Origin of the sequence: Micromonospora sp. A3M-1-15 (assembly GCF_024213425.1) — a bacterium.
GTDB lineage: Bacteria > Actinomycetota > Actinomycetes > Mycobacteriales > Micromonosporaceae > Micromonospora > Micromonospora chersina.
Genome location: NZ_JANAVK010000009.1, coordinates 40,424 through 64,581, shown reverse-complemented (window position 1 = coordinate 64,581; position 24,158 = coordinate 40,424). Strand labels below are relative to the sequence as shown.

The 24,158-nt window shown below is 74.3% G+C and carries 24 protein-coding genes; 9 read left to right on the top strand and 15 right to left on the bottom strand.

The genetic code is table 11. The features are described from left to right. The first annotated feature begins 32 nt into the window (after positions 1-32). A complete protein-coding gene (locus NLX85_RS31915; RefSeq protein WP_254341495.1) occupies positions 33-1,208 on the top strand; it encodes a hypothetical protein in 1,176 nt (391 codons plus the stop codon). A gap of 188 nt (positions 1,209-1,396) precedes the next feature. Beyond that, a complete protein-coding gene (locus NLX85_RS31910; protein ID WP_254341493.1) occupies positions 1,397-2,188 on the top strand; it encodes an aminoglycoside adenylyltransferase domain-containing protein in 792 nt (263 codons plus the stop codon). A gap of 38 nt (positions 2,189-2,226) precedes the next feature. On the opposite strand, the gene NLX85_RS31905 is transcribed toward NLX85_RS31910, so the two are convergent. From NLX85_RS31905 to NLX85_RS31895, 3 genes are all read right to left on the bottom strand, one after another. Continuing rightward, complete coding sequence (locus NLX85_RS31905; protein ID WP_308210889.1) at positions 2,227-3,909, bottom strand: long-chain-fatty-acid--CoA ligase; 1,683 nt, start codon at positions 3,907-3,909, stop codon at positions 2,227-2,229. A 95-nt stretch (positions 3,910-4,004) separates the two neighbouring features. Further along, entirely contained in the window at positions 4,005-4,184 is a 180-nt protein-coding gene (locus NLX85_RS31900; protein ID WP_254341489.1) for a hypothetical protein, read from the bottom strand. 72 nt (positions 4,185-4,256) lie between these two features. Continuing rightward, complete coding sequence (locus tag NLX85_RS31895) at positions 4,257-4,970, bottom strand: spermidine synthase (RefSeq protein ID WP_091309317.1); 714 nt, start codon at positions 4,968-4,970, stop codon at positions 4,257-4,259. Between the two features lie 204 nt (positions 4,971-5,174). Between NLX85_RS31895 and NLX85_RS31890 the strand changes: the two genes are divergently transcribed. Beyond that, positions 5,175-6,179, top strand: a complete 1,005-nt coding sequence (locus tag NLX85_RS31890; RefSeq protein WP_254341588.1) for a zinc-binding dehydrogenase — start codon at positions 5,175-5,177, stop codon at positions 6,177-6,179. 48 nt (positions 6,180-6,227) lie between these two features. On the opposite strand, the gene NLX85_RS33335 is transcribed toward NLX85_RS31890, so the two are convergent. From NLX85_RS33335 to NLX85_RS31875, 3 genes are all read right to left on the bottom strand, one after another. Then, positions 6,228-6,836: a class I SAM-dependent methyltransferase gene (locus NLX85_RS33335; protein ID WP_308210888.1), complete on the bottom strand. Its 609-nt coding sequence runs from the start codon at positions 6,834-6,836 to the stop codon at positions 6,228-6,230. A 298-nt stretch (positions 6,837-7,134) separates the two neighbouring features. Continuing rightward, positions 7,135-8,535 (bottom strand): rhodanese-like domain-containing protein, encoded by a 1,401-nt coding sequence (locus tag NLX85_RS31880; protein WP_254341487.1) that lies wholly within the window; start codon positions 8,533-8,535, stop codon positions 7,135-7,137. 87 nt (positions 8,536-8,622) lie between these two features. Next, entirely contained in the window at positions 8,623-8,892 is a 270-nt protein-coding gene (locus NLX85_RS31875; RefSeq protein WP_254341485.1) for a metal-sensitive transcriptional regulator, read from the bottom strand. Between the two features lie 141 nt (positions 8,893-9,033). Here NLX85_RS31875 and eccB point away from each other — a divergent pair, with 141 nt between their 5' ends. Then, positions 9,034-10,416, top strand: a complete 1,383-nt coding sequence (gene eccB / locus NLX85_RS31870) for a type VII secretion protein EccB (RefSeq protein ID WP_254341483.1) — start codon at positions 9,034-9,036, stop codon at positions 10,414-10,416. Between the two features lie 96 nt (positions 10,417-10,512). On the opposite strand, the gene NLX85_RS31865 is transcribed toward eccB, so the two are convergent. The 6 genes from NLX85_RS31865 to NLX85_RS31840 all read right to left on the bottom strand — a co-directional run bounded on the left by NLX85_RS31865 (position 10,513) and on the right by NLX85_RS31840 (position 15,982). After that, complete coding sequence (locus NLX85_RS31865; protein ID WP_254341481.1) at positions 10,513-11,118, bottom strand: bifunctional 2-polyprenyl-6-hydroxyphenol methylase/3-demethylubiquinol 3-O-methyltransferase UbiG; 606 nt, start codon at positions 11,116-11,118, stop codon at positions 10,513-10,515. A gap of 44 nt (positions 11,119-11,162) precedes the next feature. Continuing rightward, positions 11,163-11,765 carry a phosphoesterase PA-phosphatase gene (locus NLX85_RS31860; RefSeq protein WP_254341479.1) on the bottom strand — a complete coding sequence of 201 codons (603 nt, stop codon included), beginning with the start codon at positions 11,763-11,765 and terminating at the stop codon, positions 11,163-11,165. 42 nt (positions 11,766-11,807) lie between these two features. After that, a complete protein-coding gene (locus NLX85_RS31855; RefSeq protein WP_254341477.1) occupies positions 11,808-12,650 on the bottom strand; it encodes an alpha/beta fold hydrolase in 843 nt (280 codons plus the stop codon). Between the two features lie 115 nt (positions 12,651-12,765). Beyond that, positions 12,766-13,632, bottom strand: a complete 867-nt coding sequence (locus NLX85_RS31850) for a carbohydrate ABC transporter permease (RefSeq protein WP_254341476.1) — start codon at positions 13,630-13,632, stop codon at positions 12,766-12,768. Beyond that, positions 13,632-14,594, bottom strand: coding sequence for a carbohydrate ABC transporter permease (locus tag NLX85_RS31845; protein ID WP_254341475.1), 963 nt, complete (start codon positions 14,592-14,594; stop codon positions 13,632-13,634). Before NLX85_RS31845 ends, NLX85_RS31850 begins: the two co-directional genes overlap by 1 nt. Continuing rightward, entirely contained in the window at positions 14,591-15,982 is a 1,392-nt protein-coding gene (locus tag NLX85_RS31840; RefSeq protein WP_254341474.1) for an ABC transporter substrate-binding protein, read from the bottom strand. The genes NLX85_RS31845 and NLX85_RS31840 overlap by 4 nt, the downstream gene beginning before the upstream one ends. A 119-nt stretch (positions 15,983-16,101) precedes the next feature. Between NLX85_RS31840 and NLX85_RS31835 the strand changes: the two genes are divergently transcribed. From NLX85_RS31835 to NLX85_RS31825, 3 genes are read left to right on the top strand one after another with little or no spacing between them, the layout of a single operon-like run. Beyond that, a complete protein-coding gene (locus tag NLX85_RS31835) occupies positions 16,102-17,139 on the top strand; it encodes a zinc-binding alcohol dehydrogenase (protein ID WP_254341473.1) in 1,038 nt (345 codons plus the stop codon). Further along, entirely contained in the window at positions 17,140-17,958 is an 819-nt protein-coding gene (locus NLX85_RS31830; RefSeq protein WP_254341472.1) for a sugar phosphate isomerase/epimerase family protein, read from the top strand. Beyond that, a complete protein-coding gene (locus NLX85_RS31825; protein ID WP_254341471.1) occupies positions 17,955-19,313 on the top strand; it encodes a hypothetical protein in 1,359 nt (452 codons plus the stop codon). The genes NLX85_RS31830 and NLX85_RS31825 overlap by 4 nt, the downstream gene beginning before the upstream one ends. A gap of 99 nt (positions 19,314-19,412) precedes the next feature. Here the strand turns inward: NLX85_RS31825 and NLX85_RS31820 are convergent, their stop codons facing one another. The 3 genes from NLX85_RS31820 to NLX85_RS31810 form a co-directional block, all read right to left on the bottom strand. Beyond that, a complete protein-coding gene (locus NLX85_RS31820) occupies positions 19,413-20,117 on the bottom strand; it encodes a CBS domain-containing protein (protein WP_254341469.1) in 705 nt (234 codons plus the stop codon). 98 nt (positions 20,118-20,215) lie between these two features. Continuing rightward, a complete protein-coding gene (locus tag NLX85_RS31815) occupies positions 20,216-22,357 on the bottom strand; it encodes a molybdopterin-dependent oxidoreductase (RefSeq protein WP_254341467.1) in 2,142 nt (713 codons plus the stop codon). Positions 22,358-22,415: 58 nt separating this feature from the next. Next, a complete protein-coding gene (locus tag NLX85_RS31810) occupies positions 22,416-22,808 on the bottom strand; it encodes a hypothetical protein (protein WP_254341465.1) in 393 nt (130 codons plus the stop codon). A 150-nt stretch (positions 22,809-22,958) separates the two neighbouring features. Between NLX85_RS31810 and NLX85_RS31805 the strand changes: the two genes are divergently transcribed. Together NLX85_RS31805 and NLX85_RS31800 are read left to right on the top strand one after the other, a co-directional pair. Further along, positions 22,959-23,357: an NUDIX domain-containing protein gene (locus NLX85_RS31805; RefSeq protein ID WP_254341463.1), complete on the top strand. Its 399-nt coding sequence runs from the start codon at positions 22,959-22,961 to the stop codon at positions 23,355-23,357. Between the two features lie 124 nt (positions 23,358-23,481). Then, complete coding sequence (locus NLX85_RS31800) at positions 23,482-23,877, top strand: DUF2267 domain-containing protein (protein ID WP_254341462.1); 396 nt, start codon at positions 23,482-23,484, stop codon at positions 23,875-23,877. The last annotated feature ends 281 nt before the right edge of the window (positions 23,878-24,158 follow it).

The window sequence follows — 24,158 nt, the reverse complement described above, 5'->3', positions numbered from 1 at the left end:
CGGCTCTATTCGTCCGGCCGTACCATCTGGCGGTGATCTCCTCCCGCCGGCTGGTCGCCGCGGCCGTCCTCCTGGTGCTGGAGGCGGTGGCGTTCGCGCTGTTCGTCACGGAGTCCGTGACGGGTGCGATCGCCGCCGTCGGCTTCACCTGCCTGTCGTTGTGGGTGCACGTCGTCCTGCATGAGTGCGGGCACCTCGTCGCGGCGAAGCTGCTGCGCCTGCCGGTCATCGCGGTCCGAATCGCGCCTTTCACCGGGTGGCGGAACGAGGTGGCGGTCCGGCCGGCGCCGTCGGCGACCGCGTTGCCGCTGCGGATGGTGCTGTTCTACCTCGCTGGCCCGACGGCGAACCTGTGCGCCGCGGCGGCGCTCGCCGCCGCGGGGGCGTCGACGGGCACTCCGTCGACACGCCTCGCACTGCTCGGGGCGGCGCTTGTCGCGGCGCTGCTCGGGCTGGTCAATCTCATCCCCGGGACGTCGCCCCGCAGCGACGGCCGCAACCTGCTCCGCTGGCTCTCGGCGCCGACGGCCACCCGCGCCGGGTTGCGGGCGGCCTACTACCAGGAGGAGATCAGCAGGGCGTTGCGAACGATCAGCCCTCCGCTCGGCCATCCTGTTGGCGACGGCGAGGACCCCCGGGTCGCGCTCGCCGCCTTCCAGCAGCGCTGGGGCACGGGACGCGCGCAGTCGGCGGCGGACTTCGTCGCCGAAGCCGAGCGGCTCGCGGCGCTGGCTCGCGCCGACACCACCGATCCCGTGGTCGCCGCCGCGATCGGGCAGGTGCTCACCGTCCAGTTCGGGTTGTGGTACCTGTACGCCGCGGTGGTGAACGGCTCGCCGGTCGATCGCCGAGAGGTGCTGGAGATCGAAGAGCTGGCGCAGATCGCCTTCCACGTGCAGCCGCACCTGTCGTCCGCTCGGGTCGCCATGAGCCTGGCTCACCTGCTCAACCACCGGCCGGAGCCGGCTCGGTCGCTGCTTGTCGACGTCCGGCCGGGCGTCGACCCGCCGGACCTGTGCGGCGTCGCGTTCCTCCTGCGGGCCGTCGCCGAGTGCCACCTCGGCAACCACGCCGACGCCGACGCCCTCATCAGGGCGGCCGGCGGCGGCTACCAGCAGCTGACGGAGGTCGTCGCGGCGATCCAGGCAGCCGATCCGGCGCCGCCCCTGTTCGCCGTGGCACCGATGGCCGGCACCGGACCGGGGTGACGTCAGATCCAGGTCCAGGGACGGAGAACTCTCCACAGGCGGCCCCGCCACCTGGCACGTCGGGGATGGAGGAACAGCTCGATGTCGTCCAGGGCCGTGGTGGCGGCGCCGCGGGCCTCCGGGTCTGGTGAGCGGTCGCGCGCGTTTACCCGGTGGCGGAGCGGCCGCCTGCGGCGCAGGATGACCCGGTGACGACGCCCGAGACGGTCCTGTCGGATCTGCGTGACGCGTGGAACGCTGCCCTGGCCGGCAGGCTCCTGGGCCTCTACCTGCACGGCTCGCTGATCGCCGGCGACTTCGCGGCGGACCGCAGCGACCTTGATCTGCTCGCGGTGCTGGGCGCCGACCCGGACGAGAGCCTTCTCGACGTGCTCGCCGGCCTGCACGCGGACCTCGACGGGCGGCATCCGCGGTGGGCCGGCAGGATCGAGGTGGAGTACGTGTCACTGGCCGCCGTGCGCGACGCCGCGCAGGGGCGCACCGGTCACGACCACGTCATCGCCCGGGTCAGCCCCGGTGAGTCGCTGCACCTGCTGCCCGCCACCAGGCACCGCGTGGTGACCTGGTCCACGGTGCACGACCACGGCCGCAGCCTGCTGGGACCGCCGGCCGAGGAACTGCTGCCCGCGGTCGACGCCGACCTCGTCCGCTCGGCCCTGCTGGACCACGTCCGCGACTGGCCGACCTGGGTGACCCGGATGACCACTCCCGGAGCCCAGTCCTACGCGGTGCTCACCCTCTGCCGGGCCCTGCAGCGCCTTGAGCACGGCAGGCAGCTGTCCAAGCGGCGGGCCGCCGACGAGACCGTCGCCGCCCGCCCCCGGTGGGCGGACCTCATCGTCTGGGCACGCGACTGGTGGTACGGGTCTGGTCCGGACACCGATCCGGGCCGGGGCGACGAGGTCCGGGAATTCGTGAGCGAGCTGAGCGCCGCCATCCTGGCCTCGGAACACGGCACGCACGCCGGCCTCGCGCGCTGACGGTCGCCCCGGCCGGCTGTGGGAGTCCTGAGGCCGGGTCAGCCCTCGGCGAGCAGGCGGTCGCGGACCTCGCGGCGGAGGACCTTGCCGATCTGCGAGCGGGGCAGGTCGTCGACCACCACCACCCGGCGGGGCACCTTGTAGCCGGCGAGGTGCCGGCGGCAGGCCGAGCGGACCGAGTCACAGTCGGCCCCCACCCCCGGGTCGAGCACCACGGCGGCCACCACCTCCTCGCCGTCGGCGGTGGGCAGGCCCACCGCGGCGGCCTCGCGGACACCGGGGATGCGGCGCAGCGCCTCCTCCACCTCGGACGGGTAGACGTTGAACCCGCCCGTGATGATCAGCTCCTTGATCCGGTCGACCACGGTGACGAAGCCGTCGGCGTCCATGGTGACCACGTCCCCGGTACGCAGCCAGCCGTCAGGCAGCAGCACGCAGGCGGTCTCCTCGGGGCGGTTCCAGTAGCCGGCGAACACCTGTGGGCCGCGGACCAGCAGCTCGCCGGCCTCGCCGGGGGCGCGGTCCCGGGTCGGGTCCTCCGGGTCGACGAGGCGCACCTCGGTGGAGGGGAACGGCACCCCGACCGTGCCCGGCCGGCGGGTCGGGGCGACCGGGTTGCCCAGGGTGATGGGGGAGGTCTCGGTCATCCCGTAGCCCTCCACGAGCAGGCCACCGGTCACCGACTCCCACAGCTGCACGGTGGCCGGCGGGAGCGCCATGGCGCCGGAGATGGCGTACCGGACGGAGGTGAGGTCGACGCCGCGTTCCCGGGCCGCGGTGGCGAGCCGCGCGTAGATCGGCGGGACGGCGGGCAGGAAGGTCGGCGGGCGGCGGCGCGCCGCGTCGAGCACCTGGTCGAGGTCGAAGCGGGGGAAGAGCACCAGGGTGGCCCCGATGCTCACCGAGAAGGTCAGGCAGAGGGTCAGCCCGTACGCGTGGAACAGCGGCAGCACGGCGTACACGGTCTCCGCGCCGTCGCGCAGGCCGGGCACCCAGGCGCGGCCCTGCGCGGCGTTGGCCCGCAGGTTGCGGTGGGTCAGGACGGCGCCCTTCGGGACGCCTGTGGTGCCGCCGGTGTACTGGAGCAGCGCGGTGTCGGCGGGCCGGGGCGCGGGGTGGTCGGCGGCCAGCGGGGCGGCGTCGGCGACCAGTGCCGACCAGGAGAGCGCGCCGGGGGCCGGGGCGGTCATGGCGGCCCTCGCGGCGCGGACCTTGGGCAGCGGCAGCCGCAGCGCCCAGCGCTTGAGCCGGGGCAGCGCCCCGGTCAGGTCGACGGCCAGCACCGTCTCCACCGCGCCCCGCCCCGCGACCAGCGGGGCGACCTTGTCCCAGACCACCGCGACCCGGGCGCCGTGGTCGGTGAGCTGGTGGGCCAGCTCGTCGGCGGTGTAGAGGGGGTTGTGCTCGACCACCACCGCGCCGAGGCGCAGCACCGCGTAGAAGGCGACCACGTGCTGCGGGCAGTTCGGCAGCACCAGCGCCACCCGGTCGCCGGCGCCGACACCGAGCCGGCGCAGCGCCTCGGCCGCCCGGGCGACCTGATCGGCCAGGTCGGCGTAGGTGGTGGTGGCGCCGTAGAAGTCCAGGGCCACCCGGGGGCCGAAGTTGCGGGCCGCGTCGGTCAGCAGGTCCACGAGCGAGCCGGTCGGCTCCGCGATCTCGGCCGGTACGCCGGGGGCGTAGCTGCGCGTCCAGGGCCGCTCCGCGGTCGCGTCCATCACCGTCTCCTCGCTGCCGGATGACGGTCCTCAGCCTAACTTAACCAACCGGTAACCTACGCCGGCGTAAGTTGCTGACTTCGTCACACGGCAGTGGGTCAGCGACGTGGGCCGCCCTGGCGCTGCGCCACTCCGCGCCCCCGCAGGAAGGCCAGCACGAGGAGGACGACCACCGCGATGGCGCCGATGATGATCAGCCAGCGGGCTGCCTCCAGGAGCAGCCCGAGCAGGATGAGCACGCCGGCCACGACGCCGACGATCCAGAGCAACGCCCGCATGTCACCCTCCCGGGAGTACGGTTGGCCGCCCGCTTTCCCGCTCCGGCTCCCGCCATGCCTGCCCCGGCCCCGTCAGTGCCGGGCCACGTACACGGTGTTGGCGGCCTCCCGGCCCTGCAACGGGTTGGGGAAGCGGACGACGTGCGCCACCGACGTCGGGAACACCTCGGTCAGCGTCCGCTGGAAGGCCGGGTCCGGCGGATCGTTCGACCAGAGCGCGAACACCCCCTCCGGGTGCAGCAGCGCGGCGAGCCGGCGCAGCCCCTCCACCGTGTAGAAGTCGGCGTGGCTGGGGTGCAGCACCTGGCGCGGTGAGTGGTCCACGTCGAGCAGCACCGCGTGGAACCGCCGCTCCGGCGCCTCCGGATCGAACCCCGCGCCGCTCGCGACCGCCGCGAAGAAGTCCGCCCGGACGAACCGGGTACGCGGGTCGGCGGCCAGCCCGGCGGCGAACGGCAGCAGGTCCCGCCGGTGCCAGTCGATGACGTCCTCGATCGCCTCGACCACCAGCAGCGAGCGCACCCGGGGATCCTCCAGCGCGGTGCGCGCCGTGTAACCGAGGCCGAGCCCGCCCACCACCACGTCCAGGTCCCCGGCGGTCAGCGGGGCCAGCCCGAGCCGGGCGAGTTCGATCTCCGCGACCGGGAAGAGGCTGGACATCAGGAACTCGTCGTCGAGCTTCACCTCGTACACGTCGACGTCGAGCGACGGGTCGCGGCGCCGGCGCAGGCTTATCTCACCGATCGGCGTCTCCCGCCAGGCCAGTTCCTCGAAGCGTGTGCCCACGGGTGTCCTCTCCGCCGGTCCGTGACCGGATGCTACCGGCCGGCCGCCCGGCGGCCCGCGGTTATGGGCGGCGCGGGGCGTTTTTCCCGGTGGGGCGCATCGGCGGGCCGGCGGCGGGTACGCCCCCCGACGACTCCGGCTCGGCGTGCCCCACTGGAGCCGTCGCCGGTCGAGGACCCGGGGAGGGGAGCGAGCGTGGCGGAGATGCTGGCCGGACGGCTGCACGTGGCGGAGCGGGCGCTGCGGATGGAATCGGTGCCGGTGCCCGAGCCGGAGCGCGGCCAGGTGCGGATCCGGGTCGCCACGGCCGGGGTGTGCCTGTCGGACGTGCACCTGATCGACGGGACCCTGACCCCGCTCCACCTGGCGGGGGACGTGGTGACCCTCGGCCACGAGGTGGCCGGGACGGTGGACGCGCTCGGTGACGGGGTGCGGGGCTGGGATCCGGGCCAGCGGGTGCTGCTCCAGGCGGGGGAGCGGGACCGGTTCGGGCTCGTGCTCACCCGCGGCGTCGACTACGACGGCGGCTGGGCCGAATACGCCCTGGCCCGCGAGGACACCCTGGTCCCGGTTCCCGATCTGATTTCGTTCGAGCAGGCCTGCATCATCCCCGACGCGGTCTCCACGCCATGGGCGGCGGTGACCGAGACCGGGCGGGTGCGGCCGGCGGAGGCGGTCGCCGTGTGGGGCGTCGGTGGCCTCGGCGCGCACGCGGTGCAGTTGCTGCTGCTGGTCGGCGCGGCGCCGGTGATCGCCGTGGACCCGCTGCCCGCGGCCCGGGACCGGGCGCTCGCCCTCGGCGCGGACCTGGCCATCGACCCGGCGGACGACGGCTTCAAGGACGCCGTGCTCGAACTGGTCGGCACCCGGGGGCTCGACGTGGCGTTCGACTTCGCCGGCGTCAACGCGGTCCGGGAGCAGGCCATGACCGTGCTCGGGCGGCACGGCCGGCTGGTGCTCGCCGGCATCGCCAACCAGCCGATCAGCATCCCCTCGGACAGCCGGTTCACCTACAACCGGCAGGCGGTGCTCGGCCACTACGGCTCCGAGGCCGAGCACGTCGGGCAGTTGGTGACGCTCACCGGGCTGGGCCGTCTCGACCTGTCCGGGTCGGTCAGCGACGTGCTGCCGCTGGCGGACGCGCCCGAGGCGGTGCGACGGGTGCACGAGAAGGAGGGCAACCCGATCCGGCTGATCCTGCGTCCGTGAGCCGGCCGCCGGCTACCCGTCCGCGCCCACGCCGGCCGGTGGGGCGGGTCAGTCGGCGGGCCGGGTGGCCACGACGACCGTGTCGAGCGCGTCGACGGTGCCGCCGTCGGTGGTGGACACCGGTCGGCGGGCCGTCTCGGCGCGCCGGATGTGCAGCCCGGCGAGGCCGTCGACCACCGCCTCCGGGGTGAGCAGGACGGCCGGGTCCTGCGGCCCGCCGGTGCCGCCGGTCAGGTTCGCCAGGTCGTGGCCGACCACGACGAGGGTGCCGCCGGGGCGCAGGGCCTGCCTGGCCGCGGCCAGCACCCCGGCGAGGTCGTCGGCGGGCAGGTGCAGGTAGCTGATCAGCACCAGGTCGTAGCTGCCCGGCACCGGCCGGTACGCCGTGACGTCGGCGACCCGCCACTCGACCGGGACGTCCCGGCCGGCGGCCAGCTCGCGTCCCCGGGCGACGGCGACCGGCGAGAAGTCCACCGCGGTCACCCGCCAGCCCTGCTCGGCCAGCCAGACCGCGTTGCGCCCCTCGCCCGCGGCGAGGTCCAGGGCGGCGCCCGGAGTGAGCCCCGTGACCGACTCGACCACGAACCGGTTCGGTTCGGCGCTCCAGACCAGACCCGGTGTGCTGGCGTACCGGGTGTCCCAGGCGCTGCTGTCCACTGTGTCCCTCCTTCGGCGGCCCCACGCCCGCCATTGGTGACCGTACCGGCTACGGCAAGCGCTCCCACGGCGAGTCCCGCGAACGGGGGGCGACGGCAGCCCACCGGATGTTCCCGAGCAGCAGCACCGCCAGTGCGGCGGCCCGGGTCGCGCCGCGCCGCGAGCAGCGCTCGGTCCCGGGCCGTCCATTCGGTCGCACCGGCGCGATCCGGGTCAGCCCGACCAGGAAGACTCGAACCCGGCAGGGGCGCACGTCGAGCGGCCGCGCAGAGCGCCGGAGTCGAATGGCTCGCGGGGGTCAGGTCTGGTCGGCCATGGCGACGCCGGCGCTTTCGGCCTGGTCGAACGTGTCGTTGATGACGACGACCCGGCGGCCGGCGTTCGCCAGCAGTGATGCCGCGGCGGTGGCGCGGTAGCCGGAGCCGCAGTGGACCCAGATGGCGCCGGCGGGCACGTCGGCGAGCCGTGCGGGTAGGTCGGGCAGGGGGATGTGCACCGCGCCCTCGATGTGGCCGGTGTTCCATTCGTTGGTCATGCGCACGTCGAGGACCACGTCCGGGGCGGGCAGGCCGGCGGGGGTGTCGCCCGCGTGGGCGGCGGCGAGGGCGGGGAAGTCGGCCATGGGCAGTTCGCGGAGCTGTCCCGGTTCGGTCGTCCACTGCTCAACCCCGCCGGTGGCGTGGGCGGCGGGGCGGTCGATGCCGATGCGGACCAGTTCGCGTTGGGCGTCGGCGACCTGTTCGGGGGTGTCGGCGAGCAGGGTGATGGGGGTGCCCCAGTCGATGAGCCACCCGAGCCAGGTCGACATCGGCCCGTCGAGGCCGAGGCTGACCGTGTCGGCGAGGTGTGAGGTGGCGTAGGCGGTGCGGTGTCGCAGGTCGACCACCCACTGCCCGGCGGTGATGCGCTGGCGCAGTTCGGTGGGGTCGGCGCGGGTGACGGGGGTCAGGTCCACGGGGGCCGGGCCGGTGGTGTTCGCCACGCCCATGTGGGCGTAGTAGGCAGGGTAGGCGTCCAGGCCGGCGAGGGTTTCGGTGACGAACTGGTCCGCGGCCAGCCGCAGCACGGGGTTCTTGGCCTTTTCCCGGCCGATGGTCGAGTCGGAGGCGTCGGCCTGGCTGGCCGAGCAGAAGCTGCCGAACCCGTGCGTCGGCCACACCTGCGCCCCGTCGGGCAGCAGATCCGCCAGCCGCCGCGCGGAGGCGTGCTGGTCGTGGGCCAGCTCGTGGGCGTGCCGGCCGCCGAGCAGGTCGGTGCGGCCGGTGGTGCCGAACAGCAGCGACCCACCGGTGAACACCCCGACCGGCTGCCAGCCGCCGTCGGTGGCCTCGTCGAGGACGTAGGACAGGTGGTGAAAGGTGTGACCGGGCGTGGCGATCACCCGCAGCCGCAGGGAGTCGGAGACGGGCACCTGGTCGCCGTCGGAGACCGGCGTGCGGTCGAAGCCCACCTCGTCCGCGGCCGCCACCAGATAGCGGGCGCCGGTGATCCGGGCCAGTTCCAGCCCGCCGGAGACGTAGTCGTTGTGGACGTGCGTCTCCACCACGTGCGTGATGCGGACACCCTTCTCCCCGGCGAGGTACAACACCCGGTCGATGTCGCGCTGGGGGTCGACCACGATCGCCACCCGCCCGTCCGAGGCCAGATAGCTGCGGTCACCCAGCGACGATGTCGCGATCACCGAAACCTCGACTGCCATGGCGGTGCTCCCTTCCGTCCCCGCGTACCCAGGGCGGGAGGTACCCGCCCGCGCCGGGATCAGGCGCGCGGGCGGTAATCCGCCCGGTCAGGCCAGGGCCAGGAAGAGCTTCTCCAACTCCTCCTCGGTCATCTCCGGCTGCTCGCCCCGGTCGCGGGCGGTGCCGCAGTGCCGCATGCCGGAGGCAATGATCTTGAAACCGGCCCGGTCGATCGCCTTGGAGACGGCCGCGAGCTGGGTCAGCGTGGCGCGGCAGTCCTCGCCGTTCTCGATCATCTCGATGACGGCGTTGAGCTGGCCGCGGGCACGCTTGAGCCGGGTCAGGGCGTCGCTGGTCATCTCGGGTCGAAGTTTCACCGTGCACCTCCTGCGTCCAACATACCCCCCAGGGGATAGCGGTTCCGTCGCCCGGGAACGCGTCCGCCGACACGGAGGGTCCCCGGGAGATCGACGGAGCGCATATCCTGTGCGCCGACGATCGTTCTCGGAAGGGACCCGATGCCGTCCCGGCAGGACCAGCTCCACTCCTACCAGTTCACCGTCCAGCGGGCGGTCGCCGCGCTGGTGATGCGGGAGACCGACCCCGCACAGTCGCCGTTCCGCCGGCTGGCCGGCGCGGGCCTGGCCAGCGTGCTGGTCGCGGTGATCGCGCTCGGCGGGGTCGCCCTCTACGGCCTGTTCGCCGGTGGTGGCAGCGCCTGGCGTGACCCGGGCGCGGTGATCGTGGAGAAGGAGTCCGGGGCGCGGTTCGTCTACCGGGAGGAGAAGCTGCACCCGGTGCTCAACTACGCCTCGGCGCTGCTGGTCATCGGGGCGGAGCGGCCGAAGACCGTGCTGGTCTCCCGCCGTTCCGTCGAGGGGGTGCCGCGCGGCCTGCCGCTCGGCATCGCCGACGCTCCCGACTCGCTGCCCGCGCCGGGGCGGCTCGCCGGCGGGGCGTGGACGGTCTGCTCGGTCACGGCCGCCGAGGCGGGCCGGACGCAGGCCCGGTCGGCGCTGCTGATCGGGCGGGGCGCGACGGGCGGCCGGCCCCTCGGCGACGAGGGCGTGCTGCTGCGCCACCCGGACGGCAGCCTGCACCTGCTCTGGCACGAGCGGCGCTACCTGCTCCGCGACACCGACCGGGTGCTCGCCGCGCTGGCCGCCACCCGGGAACGGGCGGTGCCGGTGGCTCCGGCGCTGCTCAACACCGTGCCGGCCGGCGCCGATCTGGCGCCGCCCCCGCTGCGCGACCTCGGCGCCCCGTCCGAGCGGGTCACCGGCGCCACCGTCGGCGACGTCTACCTGGTCCGGAACTCCGGTGGCGGCCGCCAGTACGCGGTGGCCGGGCGGGCCGGGCTCGCCGGCATCACCGAGTTGCAGGCCGCCCTGCTGCTCGCCCGCACCGGTCAGGGCGACCCGGAACCGATCACCCTCGGCCGGTTCGCCGCCCTGCCGAAGCTCCCCGACCTGGTGCCCACCGGCCCGACCGCCCCGCCCGCCGTCCCACCCCGGCTGGCCAGCGCCGAGGGCGGAGCGCTCTGCGCCCGGGCCGGCGACGACACGGGCGTGCGGGAGGTCCGGCTCGGTGCCACCCCGCCGGACCTCTCCGCCGCCGCCCGGACGACGACCGGCCGGGGCGGGTTCGCCGACCAGGTGCTGGTGGAGCCGGGGCGGGGGGCGCTTGTCGAGTCGGTCGCCGCCCCCGGTGCCGGCGGCGGCGCGGTCTGCCTGGTCACCGACCTCGGCCGGCGGTACGTGCTGGCCGGCGCCGAGGTGCCGGGCATGCTCGGCTACGCCGGGGTGCGCCCGGTCCGACTGCCGGCGGGCCTGGTCAGCCTGGTGCCGGCCGGCAGCCCGCTCGACCCGGCTGCTGCCCGCACGGTCGCCGCCCCGGCCTGACCCCGACCTCGGGCCGTCACTCCGCGGGGTCGCGGCTCGGCCGACGCCGGCCCGGAATGCGACGCCCGCCCCGCCGCCGCAAGCGCGCCCGAAGGCTCAGGAGGCCGGCTTGCGGAGCACGGTCACCGCGAATTCCGCGTCGTCGTGCCAGGGACGCAGGTCCCAGGTGGCGAAGCGGTGTTCGGGGCGGAGCCCGGCGGCCACCGCGTCGGCGTCCAGGTCGGTGACCGGGTAGCCGCGGTCGGTGCCGAAGCCGACCACCACCGCGCCGTCCGGCCGGATGTGGTCCGCGATCCGGGTCAGCACGGCGCGCTCGGTGCCGGGGGCGACGAACGCCATCACGTTGCCGGCCACCACGGCCGCGTCGAACGGCTCGGGCTCGCCCTGCGCGGCCAGGTCCAGTTCGGCCAGGTCGGCGACCAGGAAGCGCGGGCCGGGGTGGTCGGCGCGCGCGGCGTCGATGAGCACGGGGTCGGCGTCCACGCCCACCACGGTGTGGCCCCGGTCGGCCAGCGCGGCGGCCACCCGGCCGGTGCCGCAACCGGCGTCCAGGATCCGGGCGCCCGGCGGGACGAGCGTGTCCAGCATCCGCGCCTCACCGGCCAGGTCGGCCCCTTCGGCGGCGAGCTGGCGGAACCGGTCGACGTACCACTGCGAGTGTCCCGGCTTGGTCTCGGTCACCCAGCGGGTCGGCTTGCCCATACCGTCAACGGTAGCTGATCTTGTGTGGCCGGGTCGGGGGAACCTCAGCCGAGGGCGAGGAAGGCGGCGGCGGCGAGCGGGCCGCCGGTCGCCGCGCCGGCCACCACCTGCGGCCAGGTGTGGTCGCGCAGCACCACCCGGGACCAGCCGACCGCGGCCACCAGCAGCCAGCCGACGTGCAGCGCCGGGCCGAACAGCAGCACCAGGACGGCCGTGGTGGCGGCCGCGACCGCGGCATGGATGCTCAGCTTCCACCAGTGGTTGACCAGGGTGCAGGCCGCGCCGACCACGAAGATCACCACGATCACGGCGAACAGCTCGGCGGGGGCGCGCAGCGCGGCCAGCAGGGCCGTCCCGACCGCCACCGAGGCCAGGCCGGTCAGCAGGGGACGGGCCCGCTGGGTACGGTCGCCGACGTGCCGGTCGGTGAGCCGGCCGCGGCGTACCCCGTGCACGATCACGCCGACCGGGACCACCGCGCAGAACAGCAGCGCCGTGCCGCCCCAGAGCAGGAACTGCTGCGGGAGGCGGCTGACCCGGGCGGCCGCCACCAGCGGCAGGGCGGTCACCAGGACGCCCGGCGCGAGCACCTCGGTGATCAGCCGGGCCAGCCGCCCGCTGGCCGTCCGTTCCGCAGCCGCCCGCACCGGGTCATCCTGGTCCCCGCCGCCGGCCAAGGTCAACTGCGGTCAACCGGCGGTGAGGACGAGTTGGGCGGTCCGCTCCGGCTGGTCGACCTGCACGAAGTGCCCCGCGTTCGGCAGCAGGTGCAGGTCCGCGCGGGGGAAGAGCTGCGCGAAGCGGCGCGCGACCCGGGGGTTGAGGGAGCGGTCCTCGACACCGAAGATCACCCGCACCGGCGCGCCGAACCGGCGCAGGTCGGGTATCCGGCGCCGGCGCGTCAGGACGGTGCCCAGCAGGTCGTCGTTGAGCCGCCAGAACGCCGGCTGGGCCGCGACGAAGTTGTCGCACAGGCGCTCCACCACCGGGCCGCGACGGCGGTCGTCGCGGATGAACCGGCCCACCTGCCAGATGTAGAGGCGCCGAGCGAGCTCCGACCCGCGGCCCGCCAGCTTGCGGGCCGCGGCGCGCAGCAGCGGCGTCGAGTAGAGGGCGATGACCGGTGGTCGGCGCAGCGACGCCGTCTGGTGGTAGTAGGTGTTGAGCAGCACCAGCGCGGCAACCCGGTGCGGGTAGAGCAGGGCCCAGTCGATCGCCGGCGGCCCGGACGCGTCGTGGGCCACCAGCACGACCCGCCGCAGTCCGAGGTGGTCGATCACCGCCGCGAGGTCTCCGGTCATGTTGTCCGCGGTGTACGGGTAGCCCGCGGGCTTGTCGGAGCGGCCCCAGCCCAGGAAGTCGAAGCGGACGACCCGCCGATCGCCGAGGTGCGGCATCAGCTCGTCGTAGAGGTGCAGGTTGTCGGGGAAGCCGTGCATCAGCACCAGCGGCACCCCCTCGCTGCCGGCCACCTCGACATGCAGCAGGTGTCCGGCGCGGGGAACCGTGAGTGTCTCGCGTACGTCTGGCATCCCACCCCGATCGCCGATGACCGAAGCGACGATAGCCCACGAATCGGGCATCACGGGCCGAGATGCGGCGCTGCCAGGCGCCGGGTGGGCACTCCCGGCACCTGGCAGCGGCGGATCAGCCCTTCTCCGCGCCGCTGGTGAGACCCTCGGTGAGCAGCCGCTCGCTGGCGAAGAAGAGGATCACGATCGGCAGGGTGAGGATCACCGAGCCGGCCATCAGCACCGTCTTCGGCACCTCGACGCCGTCGGAGAGCAGCGACAGGCCCAGCGAGACGGTCCACCGGTTGGGCCGGTCGACCAGGAAGAGCAGCGCGAAGAGGAACTCGTTCCAGGCGATCATGAAGTCGTAGAGGGCGACGGCCATCACCGATGGCGCGGCGAGCGGCAGGCTGACCCGGCGGATGATGCCGAGCCGACCGGCCCCGTCGATCGCCGCGGACTCCTCCAGGCTTACCGGGATCGTCTCGAAGTAGTTCTTCAGCATGTAGACCGAGACCGGCAGGGTCTGCGAGATGTAGACCAGCACAAGCCCGACCAGCGACCCGCGCAGCCCGGCCCGGGTGAAGACCACGAACAGCGGGATCGCGATGACGATCGACGGGAACAGGTAGACCGCCAGGAACAGCGCGCTGACCTGCCGCCGGCCGAAGAACCGCAGCCGGGACACCGCGTACGCGCCGGGGATCGCGATCACCAGGGTGAGCGCGGTGGCGGACAGGGCCACGATGCCGCTGTTGCGGATGAAGGCGAGGAAGCCCTGCCCGCCGTCCTCCACGGACTTCAGCACCTCGGCGTAGGTGGCGACGGTCAGCTCGCCGAACGGCACGAGCAGCGAGCCGGGGTCGAGCAGCAGCCGCTCGATGGGGCGTACCGAGAGCACCAGCATGTACCAGAACGGCAACAGGGTGACGAGCAGGAAGCCGGCGATCACCAGCCGGCGCAGCCAGCGCAGGCTCACCGTCTCGATCCGGTCCCGGTCCATCACGTCTCCTCCCGCCGGCCACTGAAGAAGCGCAGGTAGATCGCGACGAAGACGATCAGCACGACGGCCAGCACGACCGCCTGCGCCGCCGCCGCGCCGATGTCGGTCCGCGCGGTGAGGAACTGGTAGACCCGCACGCTGACCACCTCGGTGCCGGCCGAGCCGCCGGTGAGCAGGTAGACGTCGTCGAACTTGTTGAAGGTCATGATGAACCGGAGCACGCCGATCAGCGCGATCACCGGCATGAGCTGGGGGAGCAGGATGTGCCGGAAGCGCTGGGTCGGGGTGGCCCCGTCGACCCGGGCGGCCTCCTCCAGCTCACCGGGCACGGCCTGGAGCCGGGCCAGCAGGAACAGGAAGGCGAACGGGAAGTAGCGCCACGCCTCGAACGCGATGACCGTCCAGAGCGCGGTGGACTCCTGGGACAGGAACGGCACGGGGGCGTCCCAGCCGAGGAACCGCCGGCCCCAGTCGTTGACGAAGCCGATCTGCGGGTCGAGCATCACCTGCCAGACGAACGTCATGGCGACCACGGGCGCCACGTACGGCAGCAGCATGGACGCGCGGACGATGGTGCGGCCCCGGAACGGCCGGCGGACGACGAGCGCCGCCACCAGGCCGACCAGGATGGAGCCGACCGTCCCGCCGGCGCTGTAGACGACGGTGGTCCACAGCGTGTCGGCGAAGCCGGGGGTGTGCAGCACCCGGTCGACGTTGTCCAGGGTCAGCTCGCCGAAGAGGCCGGTCCGGCGCAGGGTCGCGAGGCGTACCCGTTGGAAGGCCAGCACCACGGTCCAGACGATGGGGATGCCGATCACCGCGACCACGACGAGCAGGGTGGGGGTGACCAGCGCGAGCCCGGCGCGGGACTCGCGGCGGCGCAGGGTGAGCGGGCGTCGGCCGGGCCGGCGGGGCCGCTCCCCGGTGGGGGAGCGGCCGGCCTCCGGCGCGGTGGTGGTCAATTCACGCCCTTGGCGATCGCGTCGACGTCCTTCTTCGCCCGCTCGGCGGCGGCGCGGGCGTCGGACTTCCCGCCGACCACGTCGGCGAGCGCCCGGGGCACCGGCAGCTCACCGAGGATCGCCCCGACCAGCTTCCCCTGGCCCTGGGTCAGGCCCCAGCGCTGGAAGGTGTCGGGGCTCTTCCGCAGGGTGGCGAGCACGTCCTCCCCGTAGACCGCCGACAGCGGCTGCTTGCGGTCCACACCGGCCTGGCTGGTGTTCCAGGCGGTGAGGAACTTCTGCTTGTCCTCCGCGGTTCCGGTGCGCACCGGGAAGCGCCCCTCGGGGGACATGCCGAACCAGCGCGGGTAGCCGTCGGAGAGCATGTACTCCACGAAGGACGACGCGGAGTCGCTCGCGCCGTCGAGCACCGCCCACGAGCTGATCTCGCCATATTGGGCCGGCTCGGCGCCGTTCGGGCCCTTGATCGCGGTGACGAAGCCGCTGTTCTTCGCCAGCCAGGCCGGGTCGGACTGGCACTGCGGGCAGGTCGGCTTGGCGTCGTTGCGCAGCCCGGCCAGCTCGTCGAGGATGAACGGCGACCAAATCAGCATGGCCGCCTTGCCGGCGAAGTAGGTGGCCCGGGTGGTGTCCACGTCCTGCGCGCCCTTGACCGAGTTGTTGCGCATCAGGTCGCCGTAGAAGCGGAACGCCTCGACGCACTCGGCGGAGTCGAGCGTGACCTTGCCGGCGTCGTCGGTGAGCTGGCAGTTGTTGGCCAGCGCGAGGTGTTCGAAGGTCTGCTGGGTGAAGACGTCGCCGGGCGCGGTCGCCGCCGTGATGCCGGCGACGCCGCCGGTGTTCAGTTTGGCCGCCGCGGCGGCGATCTTCTCGTACGTGTCGGGGGCGGCCAGGCCCGCCGCGGCGAACAGGTCCTTGCGGTAGACCAGCAGCTGGCCCCACCCGTCGCTGGGCACGGCGAGCTGCCTGCCGTCCTCGCTGGTCAGTTCGAGGGCGCGCGGGGAGAACGTGTCCCGGCCGAGCTTCTCGACGACCTTCTTGTTGGCGTCCGGCTCCAGCAGGTCGTTGCCGGACAGCGTGCGCACCCCGGCCAGGGAGACCGAGCCGACCACGTCGGGCAGGTCGCCGGCGGCGGCGCTGGAGGCGATGAGGGAGGGGAACTGGTCCTCGTTGACGGTGACCAGGTTGACCTTGACGCCGGTCTTGGCGGTGTAGTCCGCGATGATCGCCTTCGTGGCGTTCACCCGGTCCGCCACGTCTTCCAGGCTCCACACGGTTATCTGGGAACTGTCGGATTTCGGCTCGTCGTCACCGCAGGCCAGCAGGGTTGTCCCGGCAAGTGCCATGATCAGGGTGGGGGCGAGGATCCGCATCGAGGGCGATGGCATCGGTGGCACTCCTCTCGAAGGGTACATCAGGGATTCAACGCCCTCGATTGATCATTTACAAGACATTTATCGATATTTCGGGGTAGGATCGGGTCCGGCACTTCCCTCGGAGCGACGCCATGGGCAACTGGGTTGTCTCTCTGGCCGGGCCCCGGCGCGTGAGCCTGGAGCCCTGCCCCCCGGACCGGCTCGGCCCGGGTCAGGTCCGCGTCCGCACCTGCTACTCCGGGATCTCCGCCGGCACCGAGCTGACCCTCTACCGGGGCAGCAACCCCCGGCTCAGCAAGGACTGGGACGACGCCACCCGGATGTTCGTGCCCCGGCAGGCCGCGCCCGCGTACCCGGTGGTGGGCTTCGGCTACGAGGAGGTCGGCGAAGTCGTCGAGGTCGCACACGACGTCGCCGACCGCCGACCCGGCCAGGTCGTCTGGGGCATCTGGGGGCACCGCGCGGAGGCCGTGCTGGCGGCCGACGCCGTCACCCCGCTCGCCCCCGGGCTCGACCCCCTGGTCGCCGTGTTCGCCCGCCCGGGCGCCATCGCGCTGACCGCCGTGCTCGCCGGCGACCTGCACCTCGGCGACTGGGTCGGTGTCTTCGGGCAGGGGGTGATCGGGCTGCTCGGCACCCGCCTCGCCGTCCTCTCCGGAGCCCGGGTGGTGGCCGTCGACCGGGTGCCGGACCGGCTCGCGCACGCCACCCGGCTCGGCGCCCGCCGGGTCGTCGACGCCGCCGTCGACTCCGCCGCCGCCGCGCTGCACGCGGCCACCGGCGGCCGCGGCGCGGACGTCTGCCTGGAGCTGTCCGGGTCGTACCCGGCGCTGCACGAGGCCATCCGCGCCACCGCCCACGCCGGCCGCGTCGTGGCCGCCGGCTTCTACCAGGGGTACGCCCACGGGCTGGGACTCGGCGAGGAGTTCCACCACAACCGGATCCAGCTGGTGGCGGCCCAGGTCTCCGGGCCCGCCCCGGCGCCCGGCACGGCCGGCCGGTGGACCGGGGCGCGGATCGCGCACACCTTCATGGACCTGGTGGCCGAGGGCAGCGTCGACCCGCTGCCCCTGGTGAGCCACGTCGTCGACGCGGGCGCGGTGGCCGACGCGCTGGCGTTGCTCGACCACGGTGCCGGTGACGTCCTCCAAGTCGTGCTGAGGTTCTGAATGACCATCCCACTCGCCTGCCAGGAGCAGTTGCTCCCCGGCGCCGGCCTGTCCGAGAAGTACGCCCTCGCCGTCTCCCTCGGCTACCAGGGCATCGAGCTGCGCGGCCGGGGCGACCTGGCCCTCGCCCGGCGGCTGCCCGAGCTGCGCCGGGCCCGCGCCGAGGGCGTGGTCATGCCGACCGTCTGCGTCGAGATGGACCACTTCATCGGCGACTTCGACCCCGCCCGGTCCCGGGACGCGGTGCGCAACCTGCGCTCCCAGCTCTCGGTGATCGCCGAAATCGGCGGCATCGGCGCCATGACCCCGGCCGCCTGGGGGATGTTCTCCCGCCGGCTGCCGCCGTTCGAGCCGCCCCGCCCGCCCGAGGGCGACCGGCAGGTGCTCGTCGACGCCCTGGGCGAGCTGGGCGAGCACGCCCGCGCCGAGGGGGTCACCCTCTTCCTGGAACCCCTGAACCGGTACGAGGACCACATGGTCAACCGGCTCGACGAGGCGGTCGCCCTGTGCCGCGCCGTCGGCCTGCCCTCGGTCCGGGTGGTCGCCGACACCTACCACATGAACATCGAGGAGGACGACGCCTGCGCGGCGCTCCGCGCGGCCGCGCCGTACCTGGGGCACGTGCAGGTCAGCGACTCCAACCGCTACCAGCCGGGCGCCGGGCACCTGGACTGGCCGGCGCTGCTGGCCACCCTGGACGGGATCGGCTACCCCGGCTGGCTGGCGCTGGAGTGCCGCCTGCGCGGCGAACCGGTCGCCGCCCTGCGCCAGGCCGCCACCGTCCTCGCCCAGGCACGGCCGCGGCGGGCAGCGGCGTGAACGCGGGCAGGGCCGGGGTGCGGGCCGGCGGCCCCGGCCGCACCGACCCCGAGCGGGCCGCCCGGCTGCGCCGGCTCGCGCTCACCACACTGGACGCCAACTGGGAGCACGACCACACCGTCCCCTCCCGCACCCTCTACCCGCACCAGTGGAGCTGGGACTCGGCGTTCATCGCCGTCGGGCTGGTGCACGCCCGCCCCGACCGGGCCTGGCGGGAGCTGCGCAGCCTGTTCGCCGCGCAGTGGGCCGACGGGCGGGTGCCGCACATCGTCTTCAACCCGGCGCTGCGGGCCGGCGCGTACTTCCCCGGGCCCGAGTTCTGGGAGTCGGCCCGGGCCGACGGCGCCCCGGCGGCGGCCACCTCGGGGATCGTCCAGCCGCCGGTGCACGCCCCGGCCGCCTGGCTGGTGCACCGCCGCGCCCCCTCCGAGGCGTCGGTGGCGGCGCTGCGCTGGCTCTACCCGCGGCTGGTCGCCCAGCAGCGCTACCTGACCGGCCGGCGGGATATCGGCGGGGGCGGGCTGGCCGCCATCGTGCACCCGTGGGAGTCCGGCCTGGACAACAGCCCCGCCTGGGACGCCCCCATGGCCGCGGTGCCCGCCGACGAGGCGGTGATGCGCGCGTACCGCCGGCACGACACCGCGCACGCCGACGCGGCGCACCGCCCCACCGACCTCGACTACGCGCGCTACGTCGCGCTCGTGGCCGCCTACCGGGCGGGCCGCTACCGGGACGACGGGCTGCTCGGCCGGCAGCCGTTCCTGGTGGAGTGCCCGCTGGTCAACGCGGCGCTCGGGGTCTCCGAGCAGGCCCTCGCGCGGATCGCCACCGTGGTCGGCGCCGACCCGGGGCCGCACCGGGACCGCGCGCTGCGAATCACCGAGGCCCTGGTCGACCGGCTCTTCGACCCGGTCACCGGGACCTTCCGCCCGCGCGACGTGCGGGCCGACCGGCTCGTCCCGGCCCGGACGGTGCTCGGGCTGATGCCGCTGATGCTGCCCGACCTGCCGGCCCACCACGTGCGGGCGGTGCTCGCCGAGGCGTGCTCGCCCCGCTTCGGCCTGGCCGCCCGGATGGACCGCCCGCTGCCCACCCACGACCGCACCGCGCCGGACTTCGAGCCGCTGCGCTACTGGCGCGGCCCGAGCTGGCTGAACACCAACTGGATCCTGTGGCAGGGGCTGCGTACCCACCGCCGCGCCGACCTGGCCGCCGGGCTCCGCGAGTCCATGCTGGACCTCGTCGACGGGGCCGGGTGCCACGAGTACTTCCACCCGGACACCGGGGCGGGGCTCGGCTCGCCGGCGTTCAGTTGGACGGCCGCGCTGGTGCTGGACGCCCTCGCCGAGGGCTGAGCCGCCGGCGTCGCCGAGGGCTGAGCCGCCGGCGTCGCCGAGGGCTGAGCCGCCGGCGTCGCCGGGGGCGGCGACGCCGGCGGCCCGGCCGGGCGGGGCTCAGGCGATGCCGGCGGGGGTCGCGCCGCCGGCCCGCAGCGCGGCCATCGGGGCATCGTCGATCGCGTAGCCGAGCGCGTTGACCACCTCCACCACGCCGCTGACCTGCCGGGCCAGCCGCAGCGCCAAACGCACCGTGGACCAGCGGTCGAGCTGCCCCGTGAGGGTGACGACGCCGCCGTGCACGGTCACGTCCACCACGCCGTCGGGCACGCCGAGGGTGCGGCGCAGCACCTCGTCGCAGACGTCCCGTTGGATGTCGGCGTCCGGCCGCAGGTGCACCTTGAGCAGGTCACCGCGGGTCACGATGCCGACCAGCCGGCCCAGGTCGTCGACCACCGGCAGCCGCTTCACCCCCCGGACGTCCATGGTCCGGGCCGCCTCCACCAGCGACGCGTCCGGCGCGACGGTCACCGGGGGAGCGGTCATCAGGTCCGCGGCCAGGGTCGCGGCGGCCTTCGCCCGGGCCTCCCGCCGGTGCCGGTCGGGCAGGATCCGCCGCGGCTGCGGCTGCCCCTGCAGCTCCACCTTGTACATGAGGTCCGCCTCGGAGACCACCCCGAGGACCTGCCCCGCGCCGTCCACCACCGGCGCCGCCGTGACGTGCCGGCCGGTCAGCACGTCGACGATCTCCCGGTACGCGGTGCCCTCCCGTACCGTCGCGACGTCGGTGGTCATCACGTCCTGCACCTGCCACGTACGCATGGCGACCTCCCTCTTCCACTTCCGCCTCCGACGCTACGGAGAGGCGGTGGCGGGAAGCAGGGGCGCACGGACCCCGCCGGTGGGCCGGAAGTCCCGGCTCAGCCGGCCGGTACGGCCGCGGCGTCGGTGGGTGCGGCCGGTGCCAGCACGGCGGCCGCGTCGGCGGGCGGTTCGGGGGTCAGCAGCTCGGCCGGCACCGGCGCGACCTCGACGCGGCAGTCGTGGAACGTCGGCGCCTCGCCCAGGTCGGTGTCGCGTACGGCGGTGACCGCGTTGACGGTGGACCGCCCCGGGCTCAGCCGCGCCCAGTACGCCTTGTAGGTGAAGGCCAGCCCCGGCCGGGTCGCCTCGTCCACCGCGACCGCCGCGAGGAACGCGCCCCGGTCGTTGTGCACCCGCACGGCGTCGCCGTCGGCGAGGCCGCGCGCCGCCGCGTCGTCCGGGTGCAGGTGCACCCGGGGCGGCCCGGTCCGCCGGGCGTGCCAGGGCAGCGAGGCGAAGGTGGAGTTCATGAGGAACCGCCCGGCCGGTGCGAGCAGCACCAGCGGGAACCGGCGGGCCAGCTCGGGGTCGGTGGCCTCCACCGGCGGGGTGTGCCCGGGCAGCGGGTCCACCCCGAGCCGGGCCAGCGCCGGGTCGTGCAGCCGGGCCCGGCCGTCCGGGGTGCGGAAGCCGCCCGCGGCGAACGGGGCGGCGCCGACCGGCACGCCGGTGGTCCGGGCGTACGTCCGCTCGCGCAGCTCCTCGAAGGTGACCGGCGTGCCGGCCAGCAACTGGCGGGCCAGGTCCTCGTCGCTGTCGGAGAACCGGGGATGGTCGATGCCGAGCGCGGCGGCGATCCGCCGGAAGATCTCGGTGTTCGGCAGCGCCTCCCCGGGCGCCCGGGTGACCGGCAGGTTCAGCGTCGTGTAGTGGTGGCCGTAGGAGGAGTGCAGGTCGAGGTGCTCGGGCTGCATGGTGGCCGGCAGCACCACGTCGGCGTAGTCGCAGGTGTCGGTCCAGCGCTGTTCCAGCACCACGGTGAACAGGTCGGTGCGGCGCAGGCCGGCGAAGAGCCGGTTCTGGTCCGGGGCTGTGGCGGCCGGGTTGGCGTTGAACACGACCAGCGAGGTCACCGGCGGGTCGGCCTCCCCGGTGAGCACGGTCGCCAGCCGGCTCATGTTCACCGACCGGGCCGGCGGGGCCGGCATGCCGGGCGGCCGGACCACCGGGTCCTCCTCGATCGGGTGGTGCCCGCTGGTCGACACCAGGGCGCCGCCGCCCGGGTACCGGAAGTCGCCGGTGACCAGCGGCAGCGCGCAGATCGCCCGGATCGCCTGACCGGCGCCGTGGTGCCGTTGCAGGCCCAGGCCGACCCGGACGGCGGTGGGCCGGGTGGTGGCGATCCGGTCGCCGAGCCGGCGGAGCACCTCGACGGGCAGCCCGCACTCGGCGGCGGCCCGCTCCACCGGCCACTCGTCGAGCCGGGCGCTCAGCTCGGGCCAGCCGACGGTGTGCGCGGCCAGCCACTCCTCGTCGGCCGCCCCGGCGTCGCGCACGTGCCGCATGAGGCCGAGGGCGAGCGCCGCGTCGGTGCCGGGCAGCGGGGCCAGGTGCTCGTCGCTGCGGGCCGCCGTGTCGGTGCGCAGCGGGTCGATGGTGACCAGGTACGCGCCGCGCTCCCGGGCCTGCTGCACGAACGGCCACAGGTGCAGGTTGGTGGCGAGCGGGTTGGCGCCCCAGAGCACGATGAGCTTCGCCGCCACGATCGACTCCGGCTCGAAGCCGATCGAGCTGCCGTAGATCGAGCGCAGCGCCGCCCGGGCCGCGCCGGTGCAGATGGTGGTGTCCAGGCGGGACGCCCCCAGGTGGGCGAAGAGCCGCTGGCCCATCGTCCAGCCCTGCACGTGCCCCATGGTGCCGGCGAAGTAGTAGGGCAGCACCGACTCGGGGCCGTCCCGCTCGATGCTGGCGCGCAGCCCGGCGGCCACCCGGTCGACCGCCTCCGCCCAGCTCGCCGGCCGGTACGCGACCCGCCCGGCGCCCTTCGGGCCGGTGCGCACGTAGGGCGTGGTCAGCCGGTCGGGGCCGTTGACGGCGTCGAGGTAGCGGTTGACCTTGCCGCAGAGCGCGCCCCGGGTGAACGGGTGGTCGCGGTCGCCGCGCAGCGCGACGGCCCGGCCGTCGGACACGGTGAGCTGCCAGACGCAGGTGTCCGGGCAGTCCAGCGGGCAGGCGCCGGGGTGGGTGGTGCGGGCCATGCGGCGAGCCTACCGAGCGGCGGCGCCGGCCCGGTTCCCGCCGCGGCGGCCGGGCGGATCAGGCGATCGGTCGCCAGTCCGGCCCGTCGGGTCGTCCGGTCGAGGTCAGCGCGGCGAGCATCACGGCTTCGACCTGCTCGGGCGTCAGGTGTTCCCGCCGGTCGGCGCCCGGTACGTAGGCGCCCCAGGCCCGGCCGCCCGGCTCCTGCATGACCACGCCGACCGGATCCCGGTGGTCGCTCACCGCGGCGATCACGCCCCACGGCCGGCGGACGTGCACCTGCTGCTGGAGATCCGGGTCGAGTTCCCGAAGCCATCGCCGGACGGTCTCGCGGTCGTCCAGCTCGACCGTCTCGGTCGTGGTCCGGAACGGGCCGTACGTGGTCAGCCGCTCCGCGACGTCCTGCCGCGCGGACTCAGGCCTACCCAGCAGTCTGTCCAGCCATCCCATCCGACAACTCCGTCCCGCGCCGGCGCCCGGCGTCCCGGGCGTCAGGGCGGAAGTGCCCGGTCGCGCGGCGGCGGCAAACCCGGCGGCCGCGGGAACCGGCGCGGTGGTTGGATTCACGAGATCACCAGGAACAGCAGCCTGAGGAGCGCCGTGCCCGAGATCGACAAGGTCGCCTGGATCCGGATCGAGGACGGCCGGGTGCTGAGCACCCGGTCGCGGGGCCGGGACGTCTGGTACCTGCCCGGCGGCAAGCGGGAGACCGGCGAGAGCGACCTGGCGACGCTGGTCCGGGAGATCGCCGAGGAGCTGGCCGTGGCGGTCGTGCCGGAGTCCGCCGTGCCGGTCGGGGTCTTCACCGCGCAGGCCCACGGCCACGACGCCGGGACGCTGGTCCGGATGACCTGTTACGCCGCCGACTACCGGGGCACGCTGCGGCCGGCGAGCGAGATCGCGGAGCTGGCCTGGCTCGGCTACGCCGACCGGGACCGGGTCTCCCCGGTGGATCAGGTCATCTTCGACCACTTCCGGGCCCTCGGCGCGCTCCGCTGACCGCCGCGGCCGATTCGCTGTTTGCCGCCGTCGGGCGCGGGTAACCGCGGGCGCGACGTTCCGGGCCGCGAGGCGCGGACGGGTCGGACACCCGGCGGCGGCCGGCGACGACAGGAGTGCGGCTGTGCGGTTTCCCCGATTCGTCGAGGCGGTGTCCCGCCGTGCCGAACTACCCACCGAGCAGGCCGCCACGATCTCCCGGGCGGTGCTGCAGACCCTCGCCGAGCGGATCACCGCCACCGAGTCGGCGGACCTGGCGGCGCAGCTGCCGGACGAGGTGGGCAGCTACCTGGCCGCGCCCGGCGAGGGCGGCACGACCGGCGGCGCGGTGGCCTTCCTGTACCGGGTCGCGGAGCGGGCCGGCGTGGACCCGGCGGTCGCCGAGGTCGGGGCCCGGGCGGTCCTCGTCACGCTGCGCGAGACGGTCACGGTCGGCGAGTTCCAGGATCTCGTGGCACAACTTCCCAAGGGATTCGACGCGATGGTCGACCCGATCCCGCGCCCACCGTACGATGTGTAGGCAGGCTCCCCGAGACCCGGGTTGAGCTGCGGCAAAGGGGCCGTGCGGTGGAAATTCCACGGCCAGGAAGTATTTTCACCGTAAAATAACTCGCGAGTAGACACTTACGCGGTAAATCGTCTACGCGCTAGGGGGATGATCGGACGAATTCCTTCGTCCGAGGTTCCACGTGCCGTCATCCCTTTGGCTTGACCTGTATCGATGCGCTGTCCATCGAGAGATTGAGCTTTATTCTGCCTCCAGTGTGAAGTCCTGGGGGGGATCATGATCACAGTCACCGA

What these genes read in the sequence shown, in the direction of transcription:
- NLX85_RS31865 (WP_254341481.1), bottom strand. Translation starts at nt 11,118, where the DNA reads ATGGGCAAGCCGACCCGCTGGGTGACCGAGACCAAGCCGGGACACTCG.
- NLX85_RS31840 (WP_254341474.1), bottom strand. Translation starts at nt 15,982, where the DNA reads ATGCCATCGCCCTCGATGCGGATCCTCGCCCCCACCCTGATCATGGCA.
- NLX85_RS31855 (WP_254341477.1), bottom strand. Translation starts at nt 12,650, where the DNA reads ATGCCAGACGTACGCGAGACACTCACGGTTCCCCGCGCCGGACACCTG.
- NLX85_RS31835 (WP_254341473.1), top strand. Translation starts at nt 16,102, where the DNA reads ATGGGCAACTGGGTTGTCTCTCTGGCCGGGCCCCGGCGCGTGAGCCTG.
- NLX85_RS31850 (WP_254341476.1), bottom strand. Translation starts at nt 13,632, where the DNA reads ATGGACCGGGACCGGATCGAGACGGTGAGCCTGCGCTGGCTGCGCCGG.
- NLX85_RS31900 (WP_254341489.1), bottom strand. Translation starts at nt 4,184, where the DNA reads ATGCGGGCGTTGCTCTGGATCGTCGGCGTCGTGGCCGGCGTGCTCATC.
- NLX85_RS31820 (WP_254341469.1), bottom strand. Translation starts at nt 20,117, where the DNA reads ATGCGTACGTGGCAGGTGCAGGACGTGATGACCACCGACGTCGCGACG.
- NLX85_RS31810 (WP_254341465.1), bottom strand. Translation starts at nt 22,808, where the DNA reads ATGGGATGGCTGGACAGACTGCTGGGTAGGCCTGAGTCCGCGCGGCAG.
- NLX85_RS31815 (WP_254341467.1), bottom strand. Translation starts at nt 22,357, where the DNA reads ATGGCCCGCACCACCCACCCCGGCGCCTGCCCGCTGGACTGCCCGGAC.
- eccB (WP_254341483.1), top strand. Translation starts at nt 9,034, where the DNA reads ATGCCGTCCCGGCAGGACCAGCTCCACTCCTACCAGTTCACCGTCCAG.
- NLX85_RS31830 (WP_254341472.1), top strand. Translation starts at nt 17,140, where the DNA reads ATGACCATCCCACTCGCCTGCCAGGAGCAGTTGCTCCCCGGCGCCGGC.
- NLX85_RS31880 (WP_254341487.1), bottom strand. Translation starts at nt 8,535, where the DNA reads ATGGCAGTCGAGGTTTCGGTGATCGCGACATCGTCGCTGGGTGACCGC.
- NLX85_RS31890 (WP_254341588.1), top strand. Translation starts at nt 5,175, where the DNA reads ATGCTGGCCGGACGGCTGCACGTGGCGGAGCGGGCGCTGCGGATGGAA.